The sequence below is a fragment of the Antarcticibacterium flavum genome (assembly GCF_006159205.1).
GTDB lineage: Bacteria > Bacteroidota > Bacteroidia > Flavobacteriales > Flavobacteriaceae > Gillisia > Gillisia flava.
Genome location: NZ_CP040812.1, coordinates 2,317,209 through 2,334,626 on the forward strand (window position 1 = coordinate 2,317,209; position 17,418 = coordinate 2,334,626).

Sequence of the window (17,418 nt, forward strand, 5' to 3'; positions counted from 1 at the left end):
GTGGAGAGAGGAGAGTTGAAAGGCCCCCCGGCCCCCAAAGGGGGAGGGAGAAAACAAATCGCTTGTGCTGCTGGGGTCTAATTTTTTAAACCGCTTCGCTGTTAGACTGTTTAGAGGATATGGAAAAGCCCCCGGCCCCTAAGGGGGAGAAAAGAAAAAAGACTGCTGCGCAGTTCTTTGTTGTAGGTTGAACAAAGTGGAGAGAGGAGAGTGTAATGTGGAAAGTTGGGGCGGGATACTCTCTTTTTTTAGTCCTTTGTAAAAGGAAATTCATTAATCTTTTTTGAAATTTGGTGCTTGGTGCTTGGTGCTTGGTGCTTTTCGTTTTTCTCTTCTCTCTGTTCTCTGGTCTCTGGTCTAATGCAAAACGTTCAGCCTCCAGACTCCAGACTCTTTTTCTTCAATTCTTATGTCTTCCTATCCTCATAGTCAAAGGTCTAGACTCCAGACTCTAGATTCCAGACTCTCAGAATAGAGTTGCCATTAGAACTTTAATTTGCTAATTTTGCATCCTCAAATAAAAAACTGTGGCCAAAATAGGAAACATAGATGTAGGGGAATTTCCGTTGTTGCTAGCACCAATGGAAGATGTGAGTGATCCGCCGTTTCGTGCGTTATGCAAGGAGCAGGGGGCAGATGTTGTTTTCACAGAGTTCATTTCTTCTGAAGGGCTTATTCGTGACGCGGCAAAGAGCGTGATGAAACTGGATATTTACGAGAAGGAACGTCCTGTTGGGATACAGATCTTTGGCGCAAACCTGGAATCTATGCTGGAAAGCGTGGAGATCGTCGAGAAGTCGGGGCCTGATATGATCGACATTAATTTTGGCTGTCCGGTAAAAAAGGTGGTATCCAAAGGTGCCGGAGCGGGAATCCTGAAGGATATTGACCTTATGGTCTCTCTTACAGCCGCGATGGTTAAACACACAAATCTACCTATTACTATTAAGACCCGACTTGGGTGGGACCATGATTCCATTAAGATAGTAGAGGTGGCAGAGAGGCTTCAGGATGTGGGGGCAAAGGCAATTTCCATTCACGGCCGTACCCGTGCCCAGATGTACAAAGGAGAGGCAGACTGGAGGCCTATTGCAGAGGTAAAGAACAATCCGCGTATGCATATTCCTGTCTTCGGAAACGGGGATGTGGATACCCCGGAGAAAGCTATGGAAATGCGTGACAGTTATGGCCTGGACGGCGCAATGATAGGCCGGGCAAGTATTGGCTACCCGTGGTTCTTCAGGGAAGTGAAACACTTCTTTGAGACAGGGGAACATATGGCTCCTCCAACTTTAGAAGAAAGGGTGAATGCTGCCAGAAGGCATCTTCAAATGTCCATAGACTGGAAAGGGGAGAAGCTTGGGGTGTTCGAAACCAGAAGACATTATACCAATTACTTTAAAGGCATTCCGCACTTTAAGGAGTTCCGACAAAAAATGGTGACCAGCGATGACGCGGTAGATGTTTTTGCTGCCTTTGATGAGGTGGAAAAGGAGTTTGCCGGTTACGAATTCGCTTAGGCTTCCAAAGCTTTTTTGCTTCTGGTAGCTGCTATCCAGGACGCCAGGATCCCAAGGCTGCCAATGGTGAGAAATACTATGAGGAGGTTTTCCAATCTTATTTGCACCGGGTAAGCCAGGCTTGGAGTGATCATCACCAGGTTAAATTTTAGCTGCAGGTATACCACCAACAGGGCACCCAGAATTCCTATGATCCCACCCACGACGGTCATAAGCGCACCCTGCATAAAGAAAATGTTCCTGATTTCAGCCGGGGAAGCACCCAGGCTGTGAAGGGTTTTAATATTTTCCCTTTTATCCAGAATCACCATAATTATAGAACCCACAACATTAAAAAGTGCAATGATCACCACCAGGGTGAAAATAAGATATACCGCCAGGTTTTCGGTATTAAGCATTTTATAGAGAGTTTCGTTGAGCTGTGCACGGTTACGTACCTGTACCCGGTTGTCAAATAACTTTGTTAAGGCCTCGCTTACTTCAGCTGGTTTAGCCCCCGGGGAAAGTTTTATTTCGATATTTGTTACCTCATCCTCTGCCAGATTTAGCAGAGACCTGGTAAAGCCTGTAGTGGCAAAGACATATTTACTATCCAGGTCCTCATTCACACTATAAACGCCGGTTACCACGACCCGCTCCCGGTTAAAAGCATTGGTAGGATCTGTGATTTGTCCCCTTCCCGGGCGGGGCACCATAATACTTAGAAGATTCTGGTAATCATTCACACTAAGCGAAAGAAGACGGGTGATCCCGGTGCCGGCAACTACCTGGTATTCATTTTGCGTAAGCCAGCTGCCAAAAATAATGGAATTCTCTACATTATTCACCTCCCTGTAACCAGGGTCAACCCCTTTAATAAAGGCTGTATGGGTTTTGGATTTATATTCCAGGAAAATGCGTTCTTCAATGACTTCTGAAAAAGACGCTATCCCTTGCAGGTTTTTAAGTTGCTCTTTCTTTTCTTCATCAAAGCTGAAGGTTTTTCCCGTTACAGGAAACACCTTTAGATCGGGGTCAAATTCATTGGTAAAACTTAAGCTGAATTCCTTAAGTCCTGAAAATCCTGAAAGGACGATGAAAAGAGAAAATGCCCCTGCAAACACTCCAATGGCGGCAATGATCGTAATAATGTTGATAGCATTATTGCTGCTTTTTGTAAAAAGGTATCGCCTGGCAATGTAGAGGGAAAAATTCACCTTATGACTTTTTCCTGCGATCCAGCAAATCGGGGTTATTAATTGGATTATCCTCTCCTTTAATAGACTTTTCGATCTTCTCGATATGATCAAGGGAATCATCCACGAAAAAGTCCAGGTCTGGCATTCTTCTTAGCTGGTTCTTGGTACGCTGCGCCAGCTCGTGCTTGATCTTATTCTTGATAAGGTTAAGTTCCTTAAGGATATCCTGTGCGTGACTCGAAGGGAATATACTTAAGTATGCCTTCGCAATAGAAAGGTCTGTAGTGACCTTTACTTTAGAAACCGAGATCAAAATTCCCGTCTTCCCCGCGTCCCTCAAATGATTCTGAAGGATCTCTGCCAGGTCTCTCTGCAAAACCCCGCCTATCTTTTTCTGTCTGTTTGTTTCTTCCATGTTACAAAAGTAGTATAAATATGGTTAAATTTGAATGGATGATGTTGTAGGTTGTAAGTTGTAGGTTGTAGGTTGTCGGTTATCGGTTGTCGGTTGTCGGTTGTCAGTTGTCAGTTGGAAAAAGTGGAGAGTGGAAAGAGGAGAGAGGAAAGTCAGGGCAGAGCCCCCTAGCCCCCAAAGGGGGAAAAAATGACTCGATGTTTAAATTTCAATGTAATCCGCTAAAATCCGCGAAATCCTTTTTCTCCGTGAAACTCTATTTTAAACTCATTTTAAAATTCTGTGGTTAAATCAGGTATGAGTGAGATTTTAATCCTTAACCCGCGAAACCCTTAGAAAATATTCGTGCATTAGTGGCTAATAAAAGGTGGAAAGTGGAAAGAGGAGAGAGGATAGTCAGGGCGTGTTAAAAAAGGAAAAGTTCAGAAAAACCAACTCCGTGAAACTCCATTTAAAACTCATTTTAAACTCTGTGGTTAAACCGGGTATGAGTGAGATTATAATCCTTAACTCGCGAAACCCTTAGAAAATATTCGTGCATTAGTGACTAACTTTTTTAAACAGCAAACAGAAAACGGAAAACAGAAAACAGAAATATGAGAAACATAGAACATATTGGAATTGCAGTAAAAAACCTCGAAGAAGCCAACAAGACCTACAAAGCCATATTGGGCAGTGAGCATTATAAAACCGAAGAAGTAGAAACTGAGGGCGTGAGCACTTCGTTTTTTAAGATAGGGGAAAGTAAGATAGAGCTGCTGGCTGCAACGAAAGAAGACAGTCCAATCGCGAAATTCATTGAAAAGCGAGGAGAGGGAATCCACCATATCGCTTTCAATGTGGAAGATATAAAAGCTGAAATTGAGAGGTTAAAAGCTGAAGGGTTCACCCTCCTCAACGAAACTCCAAAGCCAGGGGCAGATAATAAGATCGTTGCCTTTATGCACCCCAAGAACGGCCATGGCGTATTGGTAGAGCTCTGCCAGGACAAAGGACCAACCACAAAAGAAGTGTATGAGGATGGGATGAGGTAAGGCTTTAAAACCCAAATACCCTGTCAAGCTGATAGCCCATTGTAACCATCAATTCCCAACGCTTATGCCGGCTATAGCTGCCGGAAAAAAGAGCTGCATTATCATCAAGGTCTAAAAACCTGGCCTCTCCCCGAATATAGGAGTTGGGATCAGGTTTATATTCAATTCCTAAAGTGAGGCCCCACAATTCCAATCCCTGCATACCGGAATTTTGTGTAGGGATAAGTCCGCTAATAAAGCCGTGCCTGTCATTGAATACCTCTGCCCTCCCGGTGACAGACCATTTATCGGTGAACAGATAGCGTAGCGTAGTGAGGGCGTTATACATTATTGCTGTCTCCTCCATATTTGGCAGTTTGGAATTGGATTGTGTTCCCACATCTCCTCCTACGATCAATATGAGACGTTCGGTTAATACAGTGTTTAGATATAGGTTTTGATAAATGCGGTATTGCTTTACTGCAGATCCTTCAGCAGACTCTGTACCCAGCAAATTGGTGTAGGTAAGAGAAGTGTTTTCAGAAAAATTGTAGCTGAACAGTACTCCGATAGATTTCGCATTATTGTTGTCCAGAAACCTGTTATAGCCGTTGAGCACCCAAAATTCTGTATAAAAATCATCAGATCCTTCATATGTCAGCTTCGCCCCGGCCTGGTAGAAAGGTTCATTATAGGTAGCCACGGCAGTAGAGCTTAAGAAATCGTTCTTTGGAAGAAAACTTTCAGTCCCTATATGTGTGGCAAAGAACCCGGCATCTATCCACCAGCCATTTGCCAGTTTGAACCCCAGGTTTGCTTCCTGCACATTATTGTACTCTTCGCTCCAGGTAGCCTTTGCAATATCGCCCCAATGAAGAATAAGATTGGCTCTCACAAATTGAGAATCATAGGCAAGTCCTATTTGGGCGACATTTAGTCCGAAGCGCTCGCTCCTGGGAGACACAGTTGTAAAAGGCTGCAGCGCATTTGGCTCCATCTCATTGCTGAAATATGAGTAATATACATCTGTATAAGCTGAAAATGCCAGACTGGAAGAATTTTCCTGGGCCATAACACCTCTCCACAGGAACAAGAAGGTGATCAAAAATGCAATTTTCCTTATTTTCATATGTTGGTTTCCATCCTTTCCTGTTTAGATTCCTCCTGCAACCGTAAGTTACATAAAAACAAAAATAGCTTGCAAACCTTTTGGAAGCTTAGCTCTATCGCGCTAATCACTCCTTTCTAAAGTCTCAAATCTCAAGTCTAAAGTCTAACATCTCACTACTCAATACTAACTACTCACTACTATTTAATTTATTTTCAGAAAATGTTTGTAGACTAAGCGGCAATTACATAAATTTGCGCCCTCATAACACCAATGAGCCGGTCCTATAGCTCAGCTGGTTAGAGCACCTGACTCATAATCAGGTGGTCCCTGGTTCGAGTCCAGGTGGGACCACAAATAAAAACCCTCGCTTTTAGCGGGGGTTTGTTGTTTTTGAAGGTTGAGAAGCCCGGGCTACGGACCTTCCAGCGTCATAAGGTTCACAGTAAAAAATAAAAAAATCCCGCTCAGCGGGATTTTAAATAGAGTTAAATTTGAAGACTATGACTTTTTCATAACTACTGCATCTATAATATGTACCACACCATTTGAAGCGTCCACATCTGCCTGTACGATGTTGGCGGTTTGACCGTTTCCATCTTTAATGACGATATTGTCACCTTGCATGGTCGCTGTTAATTCAGCTCCTTCCACTGTTGAGAAACTATAGGTTCCATTGTTGGCAGAAATTTGTTGAGCAAGGTCTGAAGCCATAACTTCCCCGGAAACAACGTGATATTTTAAAACAGTTTGCAACTGCTCCTTATTTTCAGGCTTTAAAAGATTTTCTAAAGTAGCCTGGTCAATTTTAGCGAATGCATCATTGGTAGGAGCAAACACGGTGAAGGGTCCCGCTTCTTCTTTCATCATTTGTGCCAGCTCAGCAGCTTGTAGCGCACTTACCAAAGTGCTTAATTGCTCTGTACCCATTGCTTTGGCGGCGATGGAATTGGATTCCATTTCCATTTTTTCTTCATTGGCTCGCATTTCGGCCTCTCTTTCGGCTTCCATTTGCTCCATTTCCATTCTTTCACTCTCTGCCTGTTCTTTTTTCTCCTTGTCCTCACAGGCTGTAAAAGAGATTATAGAAATAAGGGCAACTGCTAAAAATTTATAAGATCTTATCATATTTTTTATGTTAAAAGTTCAACGCAATGTACGGCTTAAACAATGAATATTGCATAAACAATAATTTAATTAGAGTTAAATTTTGAATCTGTATAAATATGGGTTTAAATTATCTATGAACCTTATCAATTGACCCACAATTCATATTGAACAAAGAACGTTCATTGAAGCGCAGAATACTATATAGGGCAGATGAAGCTTTATGATTGCCACAAGTCATATATTATATGTCCTTAATGAGTAGCAATTTTTTGTTTATTGAAACGGGCAAAATAAAAAACCACCCTTTTGGGTGGCCTTTTCATCTCTCTTAGGAGATCTTAATGGTTCTTGGAGGCTTTCTTTTAGCTTCCTCCTTTTTTGGGATCATCAACCGCAGCATGCCATCCTCGTATTTGGCTTTGATCTTATCTGCTTCCACGGTGTTAGGCAGATAGAAGGACCTGGAAAAGGATTCATAGCTAAACTCCCTTCTTGTATAGGACTCATTATTATCCTCGTTTGTTTGTTCTTTTTCTGTCCAGATCTTTAGCATGTCATTGTCCAGTTCTACGTGGAAATCATCCCGTTTCATCCCGGGCGCTGCCATCTCTACGAGGAATTCATCATCTGTCTCCCTGATATTTGTTTTGGGAGAGGCAGCGATCCCGCTCATCTCATTACGCCAGTTAAAAAAACTGTCATTTAAAAATTGGTCTACAGTAGATGTTGCAGGCCAAAATCCGTTTCTCTTCATCAAATTGCTCATGGCTCAAAATTTTTAAGGTTAAACAATTCAAATCTATATATATGATACGGCCTTCTTCAGGTCCGTAGATCCTTCGGCTTTCCATTTAATTTTCAGCAAATTAAGTGCCGTTCAGAAAAAATGAAAAGTTGTCAGTTTTCCGCAGTAAAAATTGTCAGGATCCCGTTGTTAGAGGGTTTTAGGGGTTTTCAGAAATAAAAAGACCTGCCGGTGAGGGCAGGTCCTTTGTATAAATGAGAAATGGATATTTTACATTTTTACTTGCGTGAGTTCCACTTCCTCGCCATTCTTATCCAGAAGTTTCACCTCATCAAAGCCCATATCTGTGAACTGTTCAAACTGCGTGGCGGCATCACCAACTACGAGGTAAGCCATCTTGGACTCATCCAGGTATTTGTTGGCAAGCTCCTTATGCTGCTCGAGGGTCATAGCGCCCACGATCTCTTCTTCCTTTTCGATATAATCTGGCTCCAGGCCATATGCACTCATTTCCTGAAGCATTCCAAGTAGCGATCCCTGGGTCTCAAATCTCAAAGCATTGGATTTGATTAACGCATTTTTCGTAAACTCAAGGTCTTCTTCAGAAATACCCTGCTTGTACTCCTTTATCGCATTTCTGAAGATATCTACAGACTCTCCTGTGGTATTTGTCCTTACACTGGAAGAAGCTGTAAAGGTACCCGGGATCTTGGAGCCGCTGAATCCTGAACGTGCCCCATAAGTGTATCCTTTTTCTTCTCTAAGGATGAGGTTTACATTCCCTGAGAAAGAACCTCCAAGTTTATAGTTCATCACCTCTGCCGGATAGAAATCCTCACTGGTCCTTGGAAGGGCTATATATCCTATTTGAATAACAGATTGCTTGGCATCTGGCACATCCACGAAATATAAGGATGCCTTATCGCGGTCACCGGCGATCTCATATTCCGGAATGTTCACTTCTTTGGCTTCCCAGCCAGATTCCAGACCTTTAAGAGCGGCAAGTGTTTCAGCTTTTGAAACATCACCAACTATATGCGCACGGCTCACAGAAGGTGAGAAATTGCGATTGTAAAAGTCCTTAAGATCCTGGATCGTTATTGCTTCCACGCTCTCTACAGTCCCCGAAACAGGATGTGCAAAAGGATGATCCTCACCATAAAGTATCTTATTATAGACATTCCTGGCTATTACGTTAGGATTTGCCTCATTTCTCTTGATGCCATTTATGGTGCTGGTCTTGATGCGGTCAAATTCCTCTTCATCCCAACGTGGTTCAAGCAGGATCTCCTGTACAAGGTCCATAGTCTTATCAAAATTGCGCTTAAGGGTATTACCACGAATAATGATGGATTCGTTGGAAGTGTACATATTGATATTGGCCCCCAGCAGGTCAATCTCTTCCTCCAGCTCTTCCGGGGTTTTATTGGCGGTACCTTCCATCATGATATCTGTCATAAGGTTTGCAACCCCATTTTTGGTAAGATCATCCAGCATATGCCCTCCTTCCAGTACAATACTGAAATTAACAAGTGGCAGCTCTGTTTGCTCAATACCATATACTTTCATTTGGTTACTCAATTCCTCTCTCCATGAATCCGGAACATCAAGACCGGGAGCTTCCCCAACTTCAGGTTGTTTGGAACGGTCTATCTTTGAAGGTGTCTTCTCGATCTCCTGCTCGGTATCCACTACCTCTGTTTGTACATTCTCTGTGATCTCTTCCTCTACCACTTCTGCTTTTTCAGAATTTGCAGCTATGAGTTCCAGCTGTCCTTTAGGAACGAAACTGGTAAGTACAAAAGGTTGTCCTTTTATATACTCATTATAAACCCTAATTACATCTTCCTTAGTAACAGCTTTGATATTTTCCACGTCCTGGGTGATGAATCCCGGATCATTTTTAAAAACATCATAACGTGCCAGCTGGAAGGATTTTCCAAGCACACTGCTTATACCGTTATAAAAGTCTGTTTCCAGGCCGGCTTTGATTCGCTCAATATCCCTCTCTGTCACTCCTTCTTCCTCAAAAAGAGCAAAAGCTTCATTGATCCCTGCCTCGATACTATCCAGATCCACTCCGCTATTTGCGGTCACAGATATCCTGAATTGTCCTGCGATCTCGCCGGGATTGTTGTAAGCAAAAGGCCTCGAGGTTAACTTCCTGTCCTTCACAAGAACCCTGTAAAGAGGAGCCTTCTTCCCCTGGGAAAGGATCTCTCCAAGAAAATCCAGGGCATAGGCATCTTTGCTGTATTGTTCTACTGCCGGCCAAACCATATTAAGCTGTGGTGCGGTGGCAAAATTGTCTTCGTGATATAAACGTTTTGTCTCATTAAGTGAAGCATATTGTACTTCCATTGGCTCTACTTCCTGGCGTCTTTTTATTTCACCAAAATATTTTTCTACCAGCTCCTTGGCTTCAGCTTTTTCAAAATCCCCGGCTATAACAAGGGTCGCGTTATTTGGCCCGTAGAATTTATCATAGAATTCCTTCACGTCCTCAACGGTAGCACTTTGAAGATCCTCAAGTTCTCCAATTACCTGCCAGCTGTAAGGGTGTCCATCTGGATATAGATGCTTGTCGATTACCCAGTTGGTATGGCCGTAAGGATTATTGTCCACACGCTGGCGTTTCTCATTCTGTACCACTTCCTGCTGATTTGCAAAAGCAGATTCTGTTACCGTGTTGATGAAATATCCCATCCTGTCGGCCTCCAGCCACATTACCATTTCCAGAGCGTTCTTTGGTACCACCTCATAGTAGATGGTCCCGTCCTGCCAGGTTCCCCCATTCAGGGTTCCTCCAACATCCTGGATCTTCTTGAAGAACTGGTCCTGTCCCACATTTTCAGACTCCTGGAAGAGCATGTGCTCGAATAAATGGGCAAAACCTGTACGTCCTTTTTTCTCCCGGTTGGATCCCACACCATATTGTATGGCTACAGATACTATGGGATCTGACTTGTCCTGGTGAAGGACTATGTTAAGCCCGTTCTCCAGTTCATACTTTTCGAATTTGACCGATAAACCTTCATCCTGCGTATCATTTTCATTCCCCTGAGCTTTGTCACAGGAAACAAAAGCTACAAATACTAAGGGCATGATGAGTGCCATTAGCCTAAACTTAAATTGTCTCATTGTATTTATTTTGATTAAAAGTTTGCTAAATATATAGCAATTTGACTGAAAATGAGACTACTTGTTACATTTACGGCTATTTTTTTGTTTCAAACATGGTTAGCCTGAAGTCAACTCTTATAGGGAAACAGCAGCATCCCGTAAATTTCACATTTGATTCCTTACTTTTGCTGAAGATCTATCTTTCTGTTTTCCGGAAACCCCGGAACTGTGCAGGGGGCTGATCCATATCATACTTTTTCCGGGTGGAATAGCGTAATTTTCATCTCTTTTGTACTTTTAAATATAATTCTCTTATTATGAAGAACTTAATATTTTTCACACTTATCTGGCTTGGTGCTATAAGCATTTCCATAGCACAAACCCTTACCTCACCAGACGGAAACCTTGAAATGGAATTTTCACTTATAGAAAGTGGAACCCCTGCCTACCAGTTATCTTACAAGAATAGGGAGGTGATCAAACAAAGTACTCTTGGACTGGAACTTAAGAATGACGAACATTCCCTGTTGAATAATTTTTCTATTCTGGAAACAAAGGAATCCAGTTTTGATGAGGTGTGGGAACCGGTTTGGGGGGAAGAGAGTGAAATACGCAACCACTATAATGAGCTTGAGGTATACCTGGAGCAGGAAGAGACCAATAGGCAAATGGTCATACGCTTCAGGTTATTTGATGACGGGCTTGGATTTCGCTACGAATTCCCGTCACAGGAAAACCTGGGTCATTTTATAATAAAGGAAGAGAAGACACAATTTGCAATGACTGGTGACCATACCGCCTTCTGGATTGCGGGAGATTATGATACCCAGGAATATGATTATACAGAATCAAAACTTTCAGAAATAAGAGAAAGAATGAGCAGCTCTGTAACAGCAAATCTTTCTCAAACCTCTTTTTCACCTACAGGAGTACAAACTTCTTTAATGCTAAAGACAGATGATGGGCTATATATAAATTTGCACGAAGCAGCCCTTATCGATTATTCTACCATGCACCTGGACCTGGACGATGAGAATTTTATTTTCACCTCCTGGCTAACGCCAGATGTTACCGGGGATAAGGTTTATATGATCGCTCCTGGAAAAAGCCCCTGGCGTACTATTATTGTAAGTGACGATGCACGGGACATTCTTGCCTCCAGGATCACTTATAATTTGAATGAACCAATTGCTATTGAAGACCCTTCCTGGATAAAGCCCATGAAGTATATAGGAGTATGGTGGGAAATGATCACAGGCAAAAGCACCTGGCATTATACCAATGATTTCCCTGCAGTAAAACTTGGGGAAACAAATTTTGAAGCAGCCACACCCAATGAGACTCATGGTGCAACTACAGAGAATGTAAAGAAACATATAGATTTTGCAGCAGAGCATGGTTTTGACGGGGTGTTGGTAGAAGGCTGGAATGTTGGCTGGGAAGATTGGTTCGGGAACTCCAAAGATTACGTTTTTGACTTTGTAACCTCCTATCCAGATTTTGACCTGGAAGAGGTGAGGGATTATGCAAAAAGTAAAGGAGTCGAAATGATCATGCACCACGAAACTTCCTCTTCAGTAAGAAATTATGAAAGGCATATGGACCAGGCATATCAGTTCATGAAGGATAACGGGTACAATGCGGTTAAGAGTGGATATGTGGGGGATATCCTTCCACGTGGGGAGAACCATTACAGCCAATGGCTGGTAAACCATTATCAATATGCTATTGAAAAAGCGGCAGAATATGAAGTGATGGTAAATGCCCACGAAGCTGTGCGTCCTACAGGGGTAGCACGTACCTATCCAAACCTTATAGCAAATGAAAGTGCCCGGGGGCAGGAGTACCAGGCATTTGGAGGTTCAAAACCCAATCACGTGACTGTACTGCCTTTTACACGTTTAATTGGAGGCCCTATGGATTACACACCGGGAATCTTTGAAATGGACATTAGTAAACTGAATCCCGAAAACAATTCCTGGGTGAACAGCACTATTGCAAATCAGCTGGGATTATATGTAACTATGTACTCCCCATTGCAAATGGCTGCCGACCTGCCTGAGAATTATGAGCGCTTCATGGACGCTTTTCAGTTTATTAAAGATGTTGCCATAGATTGGGAAAAAAGTGTTTACCTCGAAGCCGAACCGGGTTATTATCTGACCATCGCCAGGAAAGAAAAGGGAAGCAGCAACTGGTTTGTAGGTAACGTGAATGGGAATGAGAGCAGAACATCAAGGATTAAATTCGACTTCCTGGAGCCGGGAAAAACTTATATCGCCACAATATATTCAGATGCTAAAGACGCGCATTACAGGAACAATGCCCAGGCATACGAAATACGTAAGGTGGTGGTGAACAATAGATCAAAATTAAATCAACTTTCAGTTCCGGGTGGTGGGTACGCTATTAGCATTATGGAAGCCGGTAAAGGTGAAACCAGGGGATTAAAAAAACTTTAGAGAACAGATCTTTTTAAATTTCCTAAGATCCCCGGAATAAAATCACCGGGGATTTTTTCATGCCCTGGAAAAATAAAAGCTAATTATAATCCCTTACAAGATTATTCCATTCCATGGTTTTAAGAGTAGATACAAGAATAGGGTTAATAACATCCACCAGTTCTGAGTTCTTTGGGAAACTATAGCTGTAGTAATCCCTTTTCAATGTTCGTGGTAATACTTCTATTTCATCTCCCAGCTCCCGGCGATCTATTTCATACTTTTAATATAGGTTGATCATAAACGAACAGGCTGTAATTGTCATCAAGAATCCCCTGTATTCCTTCCTGAACATTCGGGACATCATCACTGGTGATATTATACTGTTCCAGTAGTTCCAGCGCGCTTGAACCCGAAACTGTAACCACGTCAAACCGGTTAAGGTCCTGGACAGAATTTATTTCATCATAAATGCTTTGTACGGTAAGTGAGGAGGCTATCCCAGCCGTTAAGCTGGAGATCATTATTATGGCCATGAACATCCAGATAACCCCAATTACCCGGCCTCCCAGGGTCAAAGGAGCCTTGTCTCCATATCCTACCGTGGTCATTGTAACCGCACTCCACCAAAAACTCTGTAATAAGCCACGTGTCCCACCTCCAAATTGCTCCGGATTCCGTTTTCTCTCAAAGATCCAAACAAGGAATCCAAAAATGAATATCACTCCAATAAGGATAAGAATGGCCGAGATGAAATTCCAGCTGAAAATATTGGCAAGGTAGGTCCATATGCTGGTATCAGATTTTTTTGCAACCCCCGTATGAGAAATAAAGTAAGGCTGGGAGAAGTCCAGGCGTTCCATGCGGCTGTCTGTTACCGTGATGGGATTAATACTGAAATCAACCTCCCCGGTCTCTACAGCTGTCATCAAAGCTGTCAAAGAAGAATAGACCTTGTACTCAAAATCAAGATCCAGTTGCTGGTTGACCAGTTTCCAGGAGGATATACTAAGGCCGGAGAACCTGCCATTCTCCACTGTGATAAAGGGAGGGGTGGGAGTAACACCTATCACTAATTTTTCGTTGGAAGCTGGCATGCTGGTCTGGGCAGGTGAGGATGTTGTAAAGAGTAAGAGTAAAATGAAGAATGGGATACCTAATGCTTTGAATTTCATTTGGCTTTTGATTTAAATTTAAATGAGCTTCAAATCTAGAGAATTATTTTCTTAATCATCCACCACTTCTCCCAGCCTGGTAACTTGTCAAATTGTTCCTCACTATAGAAGGTACGGTGAGGTCTTTTTTGTCAGGTCTTGCTTGTCTTTACAATTATATAAGAAGATTCGGCAATAATTATAAGTAATATATTGGGATATAAATATTTAAGTTATTAATATCCAAAATAAAATTTATATTTGAAATCAATTGGTGAAAAGCTCCCTCACAGTATTTCATCGAGTAAATAAAGCCCTATATCGAAAATCTATTGAAACCGTTGCGAAATAGAATAAGTTTGTTATTCCCCAAATTCTAAATGAAAATATTTGTAAGGCATATTATTGTTATACTTGTCTTGTTGTTTTCAATGAGTTATACTTCCTATGGTCAATCTCCTTGCGAACCGGGTTTTGTGCAATGTAGAGGCCGTACAGAGTGTATTCCTGCTAGGAATTGCGGGGTAGGCCCACCACCTCCAGGTCTTGTAGTGCCCATAGATACTAATATTGGCCTTCTTCTTGCCGCCGGTTTTGGTCTTGGTATTTATTTCCTGGTATCTTCGGGTAAAAAAAAGGAGGCCGATTCCTGATTCTTCCGCTGTTCAGCGTTGTTACATTTTCTCTTCAGTTTATTCAAATAAAAATAAGGATCTCTTTTATGAGATATCTTTCTGAATTTCAGCGTATAAACATACAAATTCAGAAGTGTGTTAATGCTATTGCTGATAAATATATCTTGTAGTATATTGCCTATAAAAATATTCTTCAGTGAAGAAAATATTACTTTTATCGGTTATATTATGCTTTTTATCGATTTACGGATATGCTCAGGAGCATCATTTGCCACAACCAAGAATGGACGATACCAAAGCAGCGGTCCCACCTCCTCCGGGTCTGGTAGTGCCAATTGTACCCACATTTCCCTGCTTGCGGCAGGTGGGTTAATTTTAGGAGTTTACTATTTGAAGAAGAAATAGGTTAGGAAAGCTCTGTCAACCGTTTTACATATTTCCCTATAACATCAAACTCAAGATTTACAGTAGCTCCTTCTTTAAGATGTTTAAAGGTGGTGTTGTTGTAGGTATATGGAATAATGGCAACGCTAAATTGATGCTTTTTAGAATTCACCACAGTAAGGCTTACCCCATTTATGGTTATAGATCCCTTTTCAATGGTGATATTGGATAAGCTGGGGTCATACTCAAAGGTGAAAACCCAGCTGCCGTTTTCCTCTTTGATACTTTTGCAGATCCCGGTTTGGTCAACGTGGCCCTGGACTATATGGCCATCGAGGCGGGCTCCCAGTTTCATTCCCCGCTCCAGGTTAACAGCCTGGCCAATTTCCAATTTTCCCAGGTTTGTCTTATCAAGGGTTTCTTTAATGGCGGTCACTGTATAAGTACCGGCATCGGCCTTAACTACAGTAAGACATACCCCATTATGAGCTACACTTTGGTCTATTTTTAGCTCTGAAGCCATTTGAGCTGCCACTGTTATATGGAGATTGTCATTTTCTCTCCTGGTTTCTATCACTTCTCCTAGTTCTTCAACAATTCCGGTAAACATGGTCGTAGATTATTCTTACATTTGTGAGGTAAAAATAGAAATAAAAAAGGGGAAAAATTATGAAGTCTGGTCAAAAGATAAAACTTGGAATTAGTATAGGAGACCTAAACGGAATTGGAGGAGAGATCGTCCTAAAGACTTTTGACGACTCCCGGATGCTGGATTTTTGTACTCCTGTTATTTTTGCCTCAGTAAAAACCCTGAGTTTCTTAAAGAAACATTTTGACCTTGGTATTAACATTCACGGGGTAGACGAGGTTTCCCAGGTGATCGAGGGCAAGATCAACGTGGTGAATGTTTGGAAGGAAAATGTGAATATCAATTTTGGGGAAGAAGATCCTGCAATTGGAAAATATGCCTTTCGCTCCCTGGAAGCTGCGACCAAAGCCCTTAAAAATGATGAAATAGATGTACTGGTAACAGCTCCAATCAATAAGAATACTATCCAGAGCGAAGATTTTAATTTCCCGGGTCATACAGATTATCTTGCTAAAGAACTTGAAGGAGACAGCCTTATGTTCATGGTAACAGATAAACTTAAGGTGGGATTGCTTACAGATCATGTAGCCCTAAAAGATATTGCCAATGTTATCACCCCTCAACTCATAGAGAAAAAAATAGAGATTATCCATAAAACCCTGCAGCAGGATTTCAGGATCTCAAAGCCAAAGATCGCAGTGCTGGGAATAAATCCGCATAGTGGAGATAACGGGCTTATTGGTAAGGAGGATGAAACGATCTTAAAACCAACACTTCAAAAAATTAGAGATAAGGGGAAGCTGGTATTTGGTCCCTTTGCTGCCGATAGCTTTTTTGGGTCAAAGAACCACGAGAACTTTGACGCTGTTATAGCTTCCTATCATGACCAGGGGCTCATCCCTTTTAAAACCCTTTCTTTTGGAGAAGGAGTAAACTACACTGCCGGCCTTAAAAAAGTAAGGACTTCTCCAGACCACGGGACGGCCTTTGAAATCGCAGGCAAGAACACCGCCAATATCAACAGTTTTAAGGAGGCGGTTTTTAAAGCCCTGGAGATCTATAAAACGAGGAAAGAATATAAAAAACTCACCAGGAATCCCCTTAAAAAACAGGGAAAAAAGATATAAACAAAAAATTGTTTATAAGGAAGTTGTAATTCATTATATTTTATATCTTTGCACCTGCCTTTCTGAGAAGGGCATATGCATGAAAAAGAAGATGTTATGAGGAAACTAGCAGCGTTTACAATTCCATTTGTGGGATTGAAACTAGGCAGCCACGGGTTTGATTACCAGGTGGATAAAGAGTTCTTTGAGCACTTTGAGTATGAGGATTTTAATGATGCAGATGTGAAGGTTAAGTTGGTGCTTGAAAAAAAACCAACAATGCTGGAACTTACTTTTGCAGCCACGGGAGTTGTAAATGTGAATTGTGATCTTACAAATGAGCCCTTTGACCAACCTGTAGAGGGAGACCTTAGGCTTGTAGTAAAGTTTGGAGACGAACTAAATGAAGATAACGAGGAGCTGCTCATACTGCCACATGGAGAATATCAAATAAATGTAGCTCAATACATTTATGAAATGATCGTTCTCTCTGTACCTTTAAAAAGGGTGCACCCGGGAGTTCTGGACGGGAGTCTGGAGTCTGATGTACTTGAAAAACTGGAAGAACTGAGCCCTAAAGAGGCCGGGGAATCAAATGAGAAGGAAAACGAGGAAGAAATAGACCCTCGCTGGAATAAATTAAAAAACTTATTAAACGATAAATAATACGTAGCAATGGCACATCCTAAGAGAAAGACCTCGAAAACCAGAAGAGATAAAAGAAGAACGCATTATAAAGCTTCTGTTCCACAAATCGCCAAAGATCCTACAACAGGAGAAGCGCATTTGTATCACAGGGCTCACTGGCATGAAGGAAAACTTTATTACCGCGGTCAGGTTCTAATCGATAATACAGAAGAAGTAGAAGCTTAATTAAAAAAGAGCTTTGCTGGAATA

Annotated in this window: 15 protein-coding genes and 1 tRNA gene; 8 read left to right on the forward strand and 8 right to left on the reverse strand. The window is 41.9% G+C overall.

What is annotated here, in order from left to right; translation table 11 throughout:
- Positions 1-527: 527 nt before the first annotated feature.
- Positions 528-1,520: a tRNA dihydrouridine synthase DusB gene (gene dusB, locus FHG64_RS09765; protein ID WP_139066226.1), complete on the forward strand. Its 993-nt coding sequence runs from the start codon at positions 528-530 to the stop codon at positions 1,518-1,520.
- On the opposite strand, the gene FHG64_RS09770 is transcribed toward dusB, so the two are convergent.
- A complete protein-coding gene (locus FHG64_RS09770; protein WP_139066227.1) occupies positions 1,517-2,716 on the reverse strand; it encodes an ABC transporter permease in 1,200 nt (399 codons plus the stop codon). The genes dusB and FHG64_RS09770 overlap by 4 nt on opposite strands.
- A 1-nt stretch (position 2,717) precedes the next feature.
- Positions 2,718-3,113 carry a 30S ribosome-binding factor RbfA gene (gene rbfA, locus FHG64_RS09775; RefSeq protein WP_139066228.1) on the reverse strand — a complete coding sequence of 132 codons (396 nt, stop codon included), beginning with the start codon at positions 3,111-3,113 and terminating at the stop codon, positions 2,718-2,720.
- A 596-nt stretch (positions 3,114-3,709) separates the two neighbouring features.
- On the opposite strand from rbfA, the gene mce reads away from it, so the two are divergent.
- Positions 3,710-4,147, forward strand: coding sequence for a methylmalonyl-CoA epimerase (mce, locus tag FHG64_RS09780; RefSeq protein ID WP_139066229.1), 438 nt, complete (start codon positions 3,710-3,712; stop codon positions 4,145-4,147).
- Between the two features lie 4 nt (positions 4,148-4,151).
- Here mce and FHG64_RS09785 read toward each other — a convergent pair whose 3' ends face one another.
- The gene (locus FHG64_RS09785) at positions 4,152-5,255 is read right to left on the reverse strand and encodes an outer membrane beta-barrel protein (RefSeq protein WP_139066230.1); all 1,104 of its coding nucleotides are present in this window, start codon (positions 5,253-5,255) and stop codon (positions 4,152-4,154) included.
- Between the two features lie 259 nt (positions 5,256-5,514).
- Here FHG64_RS09785 and FHG64_RS09790 point away from each other — a divergent pair.
- Positions 5,515-5,588, forward strand: a tRNA-Ile gene (locus FHG64_RS09790).
- 147 nt (positions 5,589-5,735) lie between these two features.
- On the opposite strand, the gene FHG64_RS09795 is transcribed toward FHG64_RS09790, so the two are convergent.
- The 3 genes from FHG64_RS09795 to FHG64_RS09805 all read right to left on the reverse strand — a co-directional run bounded on the left by FHG64_RS09795 (position 5,736) and on the right by FHG64_RS09805 (position 10,230).
- Complete coding sequence (locus FHG64_RS09795) at positions 5,736-6,362, reverse strand: fasciclin domain-containing protein (protein WP_139066231.1); 627 nt, start codon at positions 6,360-6,362, stop codon at positions 5,736-5,738.
- 310 nt (positions 6,363-6,672) lie between these two features.
- Positions 6,673-7,110 (reverse strand): Hsp20/alpha crystallin family protein, encoded by a 438-nt coding sequence (locus FHG64_RS09800; RefSeq protein ID WP_139066232.1) that lies wholly within the window; start codon positions 7,108-7,110, stop codon positions 6,673-6,675.
- Between the two features lie 249 nt (positions 7,111-7,359).
- Complete coding sequence (locus FHG64_RS09805) at positions 7,360-10,230, reverse strand: M16 family metallopeptidase (protein WP_139066233.1); 2,871 nt, start codon at positions 10,228-10,230, stop codon at positions 7,360-7,362.
- A 299-nt stretch (positions 10,231-10,529) separates the two neighbouring features.
- Here FHG64_RS09805 and FHG64_RS09810 point away from each other — a divergent pair, with 299 nt between their 5' ends.
- The gene (locus FHG64_RS09810) at positions 10,530-12,674 is read left to right on the forward strand and encodes a glycoside hydrolase family 97 protein (protein WP_139066234.1); all 2,145 of its coding nucleotides are present in this window, start codon (positions 10,530-10,532) and stop codon (positions 12,672-12,674) included.
- 254 nt (positions 12,675-12,928) lie between these two features.
- Here FHG64_RS09810 and FHG64_RS09815 read toward each other — a convergent pair whose 3' ends face one another.
- Positions 12,929-13,828 carry a transporter substrate-binding domain-containing protein gene (locus tag FHG64_RS09815; RefSeq protein WP_246054061.1) on the reverse strand — a complete coding sequence of 300 codons (900 nt, stop codon included), beginning with the start codon at positions 13,826-13,828 and terminating at the stop codon, positions 12,929-12,931.
- Positions 13,829-14,187: 359 nt separating this feature from the next.
- On the opposite strand from FHG64_RS09815, the gene FHG64_RS09820 reads away from it, so the two are divergent.
- Positions 14,188-14,460 (forward strand): hypothetical protein, encoded by a 273-nt coding sequence (locus FHG64_RS09820; RefSeq protein WP_139066235.1) that lies wholly within the window; start codon positions 14,188-14,190, stop codon positions 14,458-14,460.
- A 388-nt stretch (positions 14,461-14,848) separates the two neighbouring features.
- On the opposite strand, the gene FHG64_RS09825 is transcribed toward FHG64_RS09820, so the two are convergent.
- A complete protein-coding gene (locus tag FHG64_RS09825; RefSeq protein ID WP_139066236.1) occupies positions 14,849-15,436 on the reverse strand; it encodes a riboflavin synthase in 588 nt (195 codons plus the stop codon).
- A 59-nt stretch (positions 15,437-15,495) separates the two neighbouring features.
- Here FHG64_RS09825 and pdxA point away from each other — a divergent pair, with 59 nt between their 5' ends.
- From pdxA to rpmF, 3 genes are all read left to right on the forward strand, one after another.
- Positions 15,496-16,542, forward strand: a complete 1,047-nt coding sequence (gene pdxA, locus FHG64_RS09830; protein ID WP_139066237.1) for a 4-hydroxythreonine-4-phosphate dehydrogenase PdxA — start codon at positions 15,496-15,498, stop codon at positions 16,540-16,542.
- Between the two features lie 96 nt (positions 16,543-16,638).
- Positions 16,639-17,187 (forward strand): YceD family protein, encoded by a 549-nt coding sequence (locus tag FHG64_RS09835; RefSeq protein ID WP_139066238.1) that lies wholly within the window; start codon positions 16,639-16,641, stop codon positions 17,185-17,187.
- Positions 17,188-17,196: 9 nt separating this feature from the next.
- Positions 17,197-17,394: a 50S ribosomal protein L32 gene (rpmF, locus tag FHG64_RS09840; protein WP_139066239.1), complete on the forward strand. Its 198-nt coding sequence runs from the start codon at positions 17,197-17,199 to the stop codon at positions 17,392-17,394.
- The last annotated feature ends 24 nt before the right edge of the window (positions 17,395-17,418 follow it).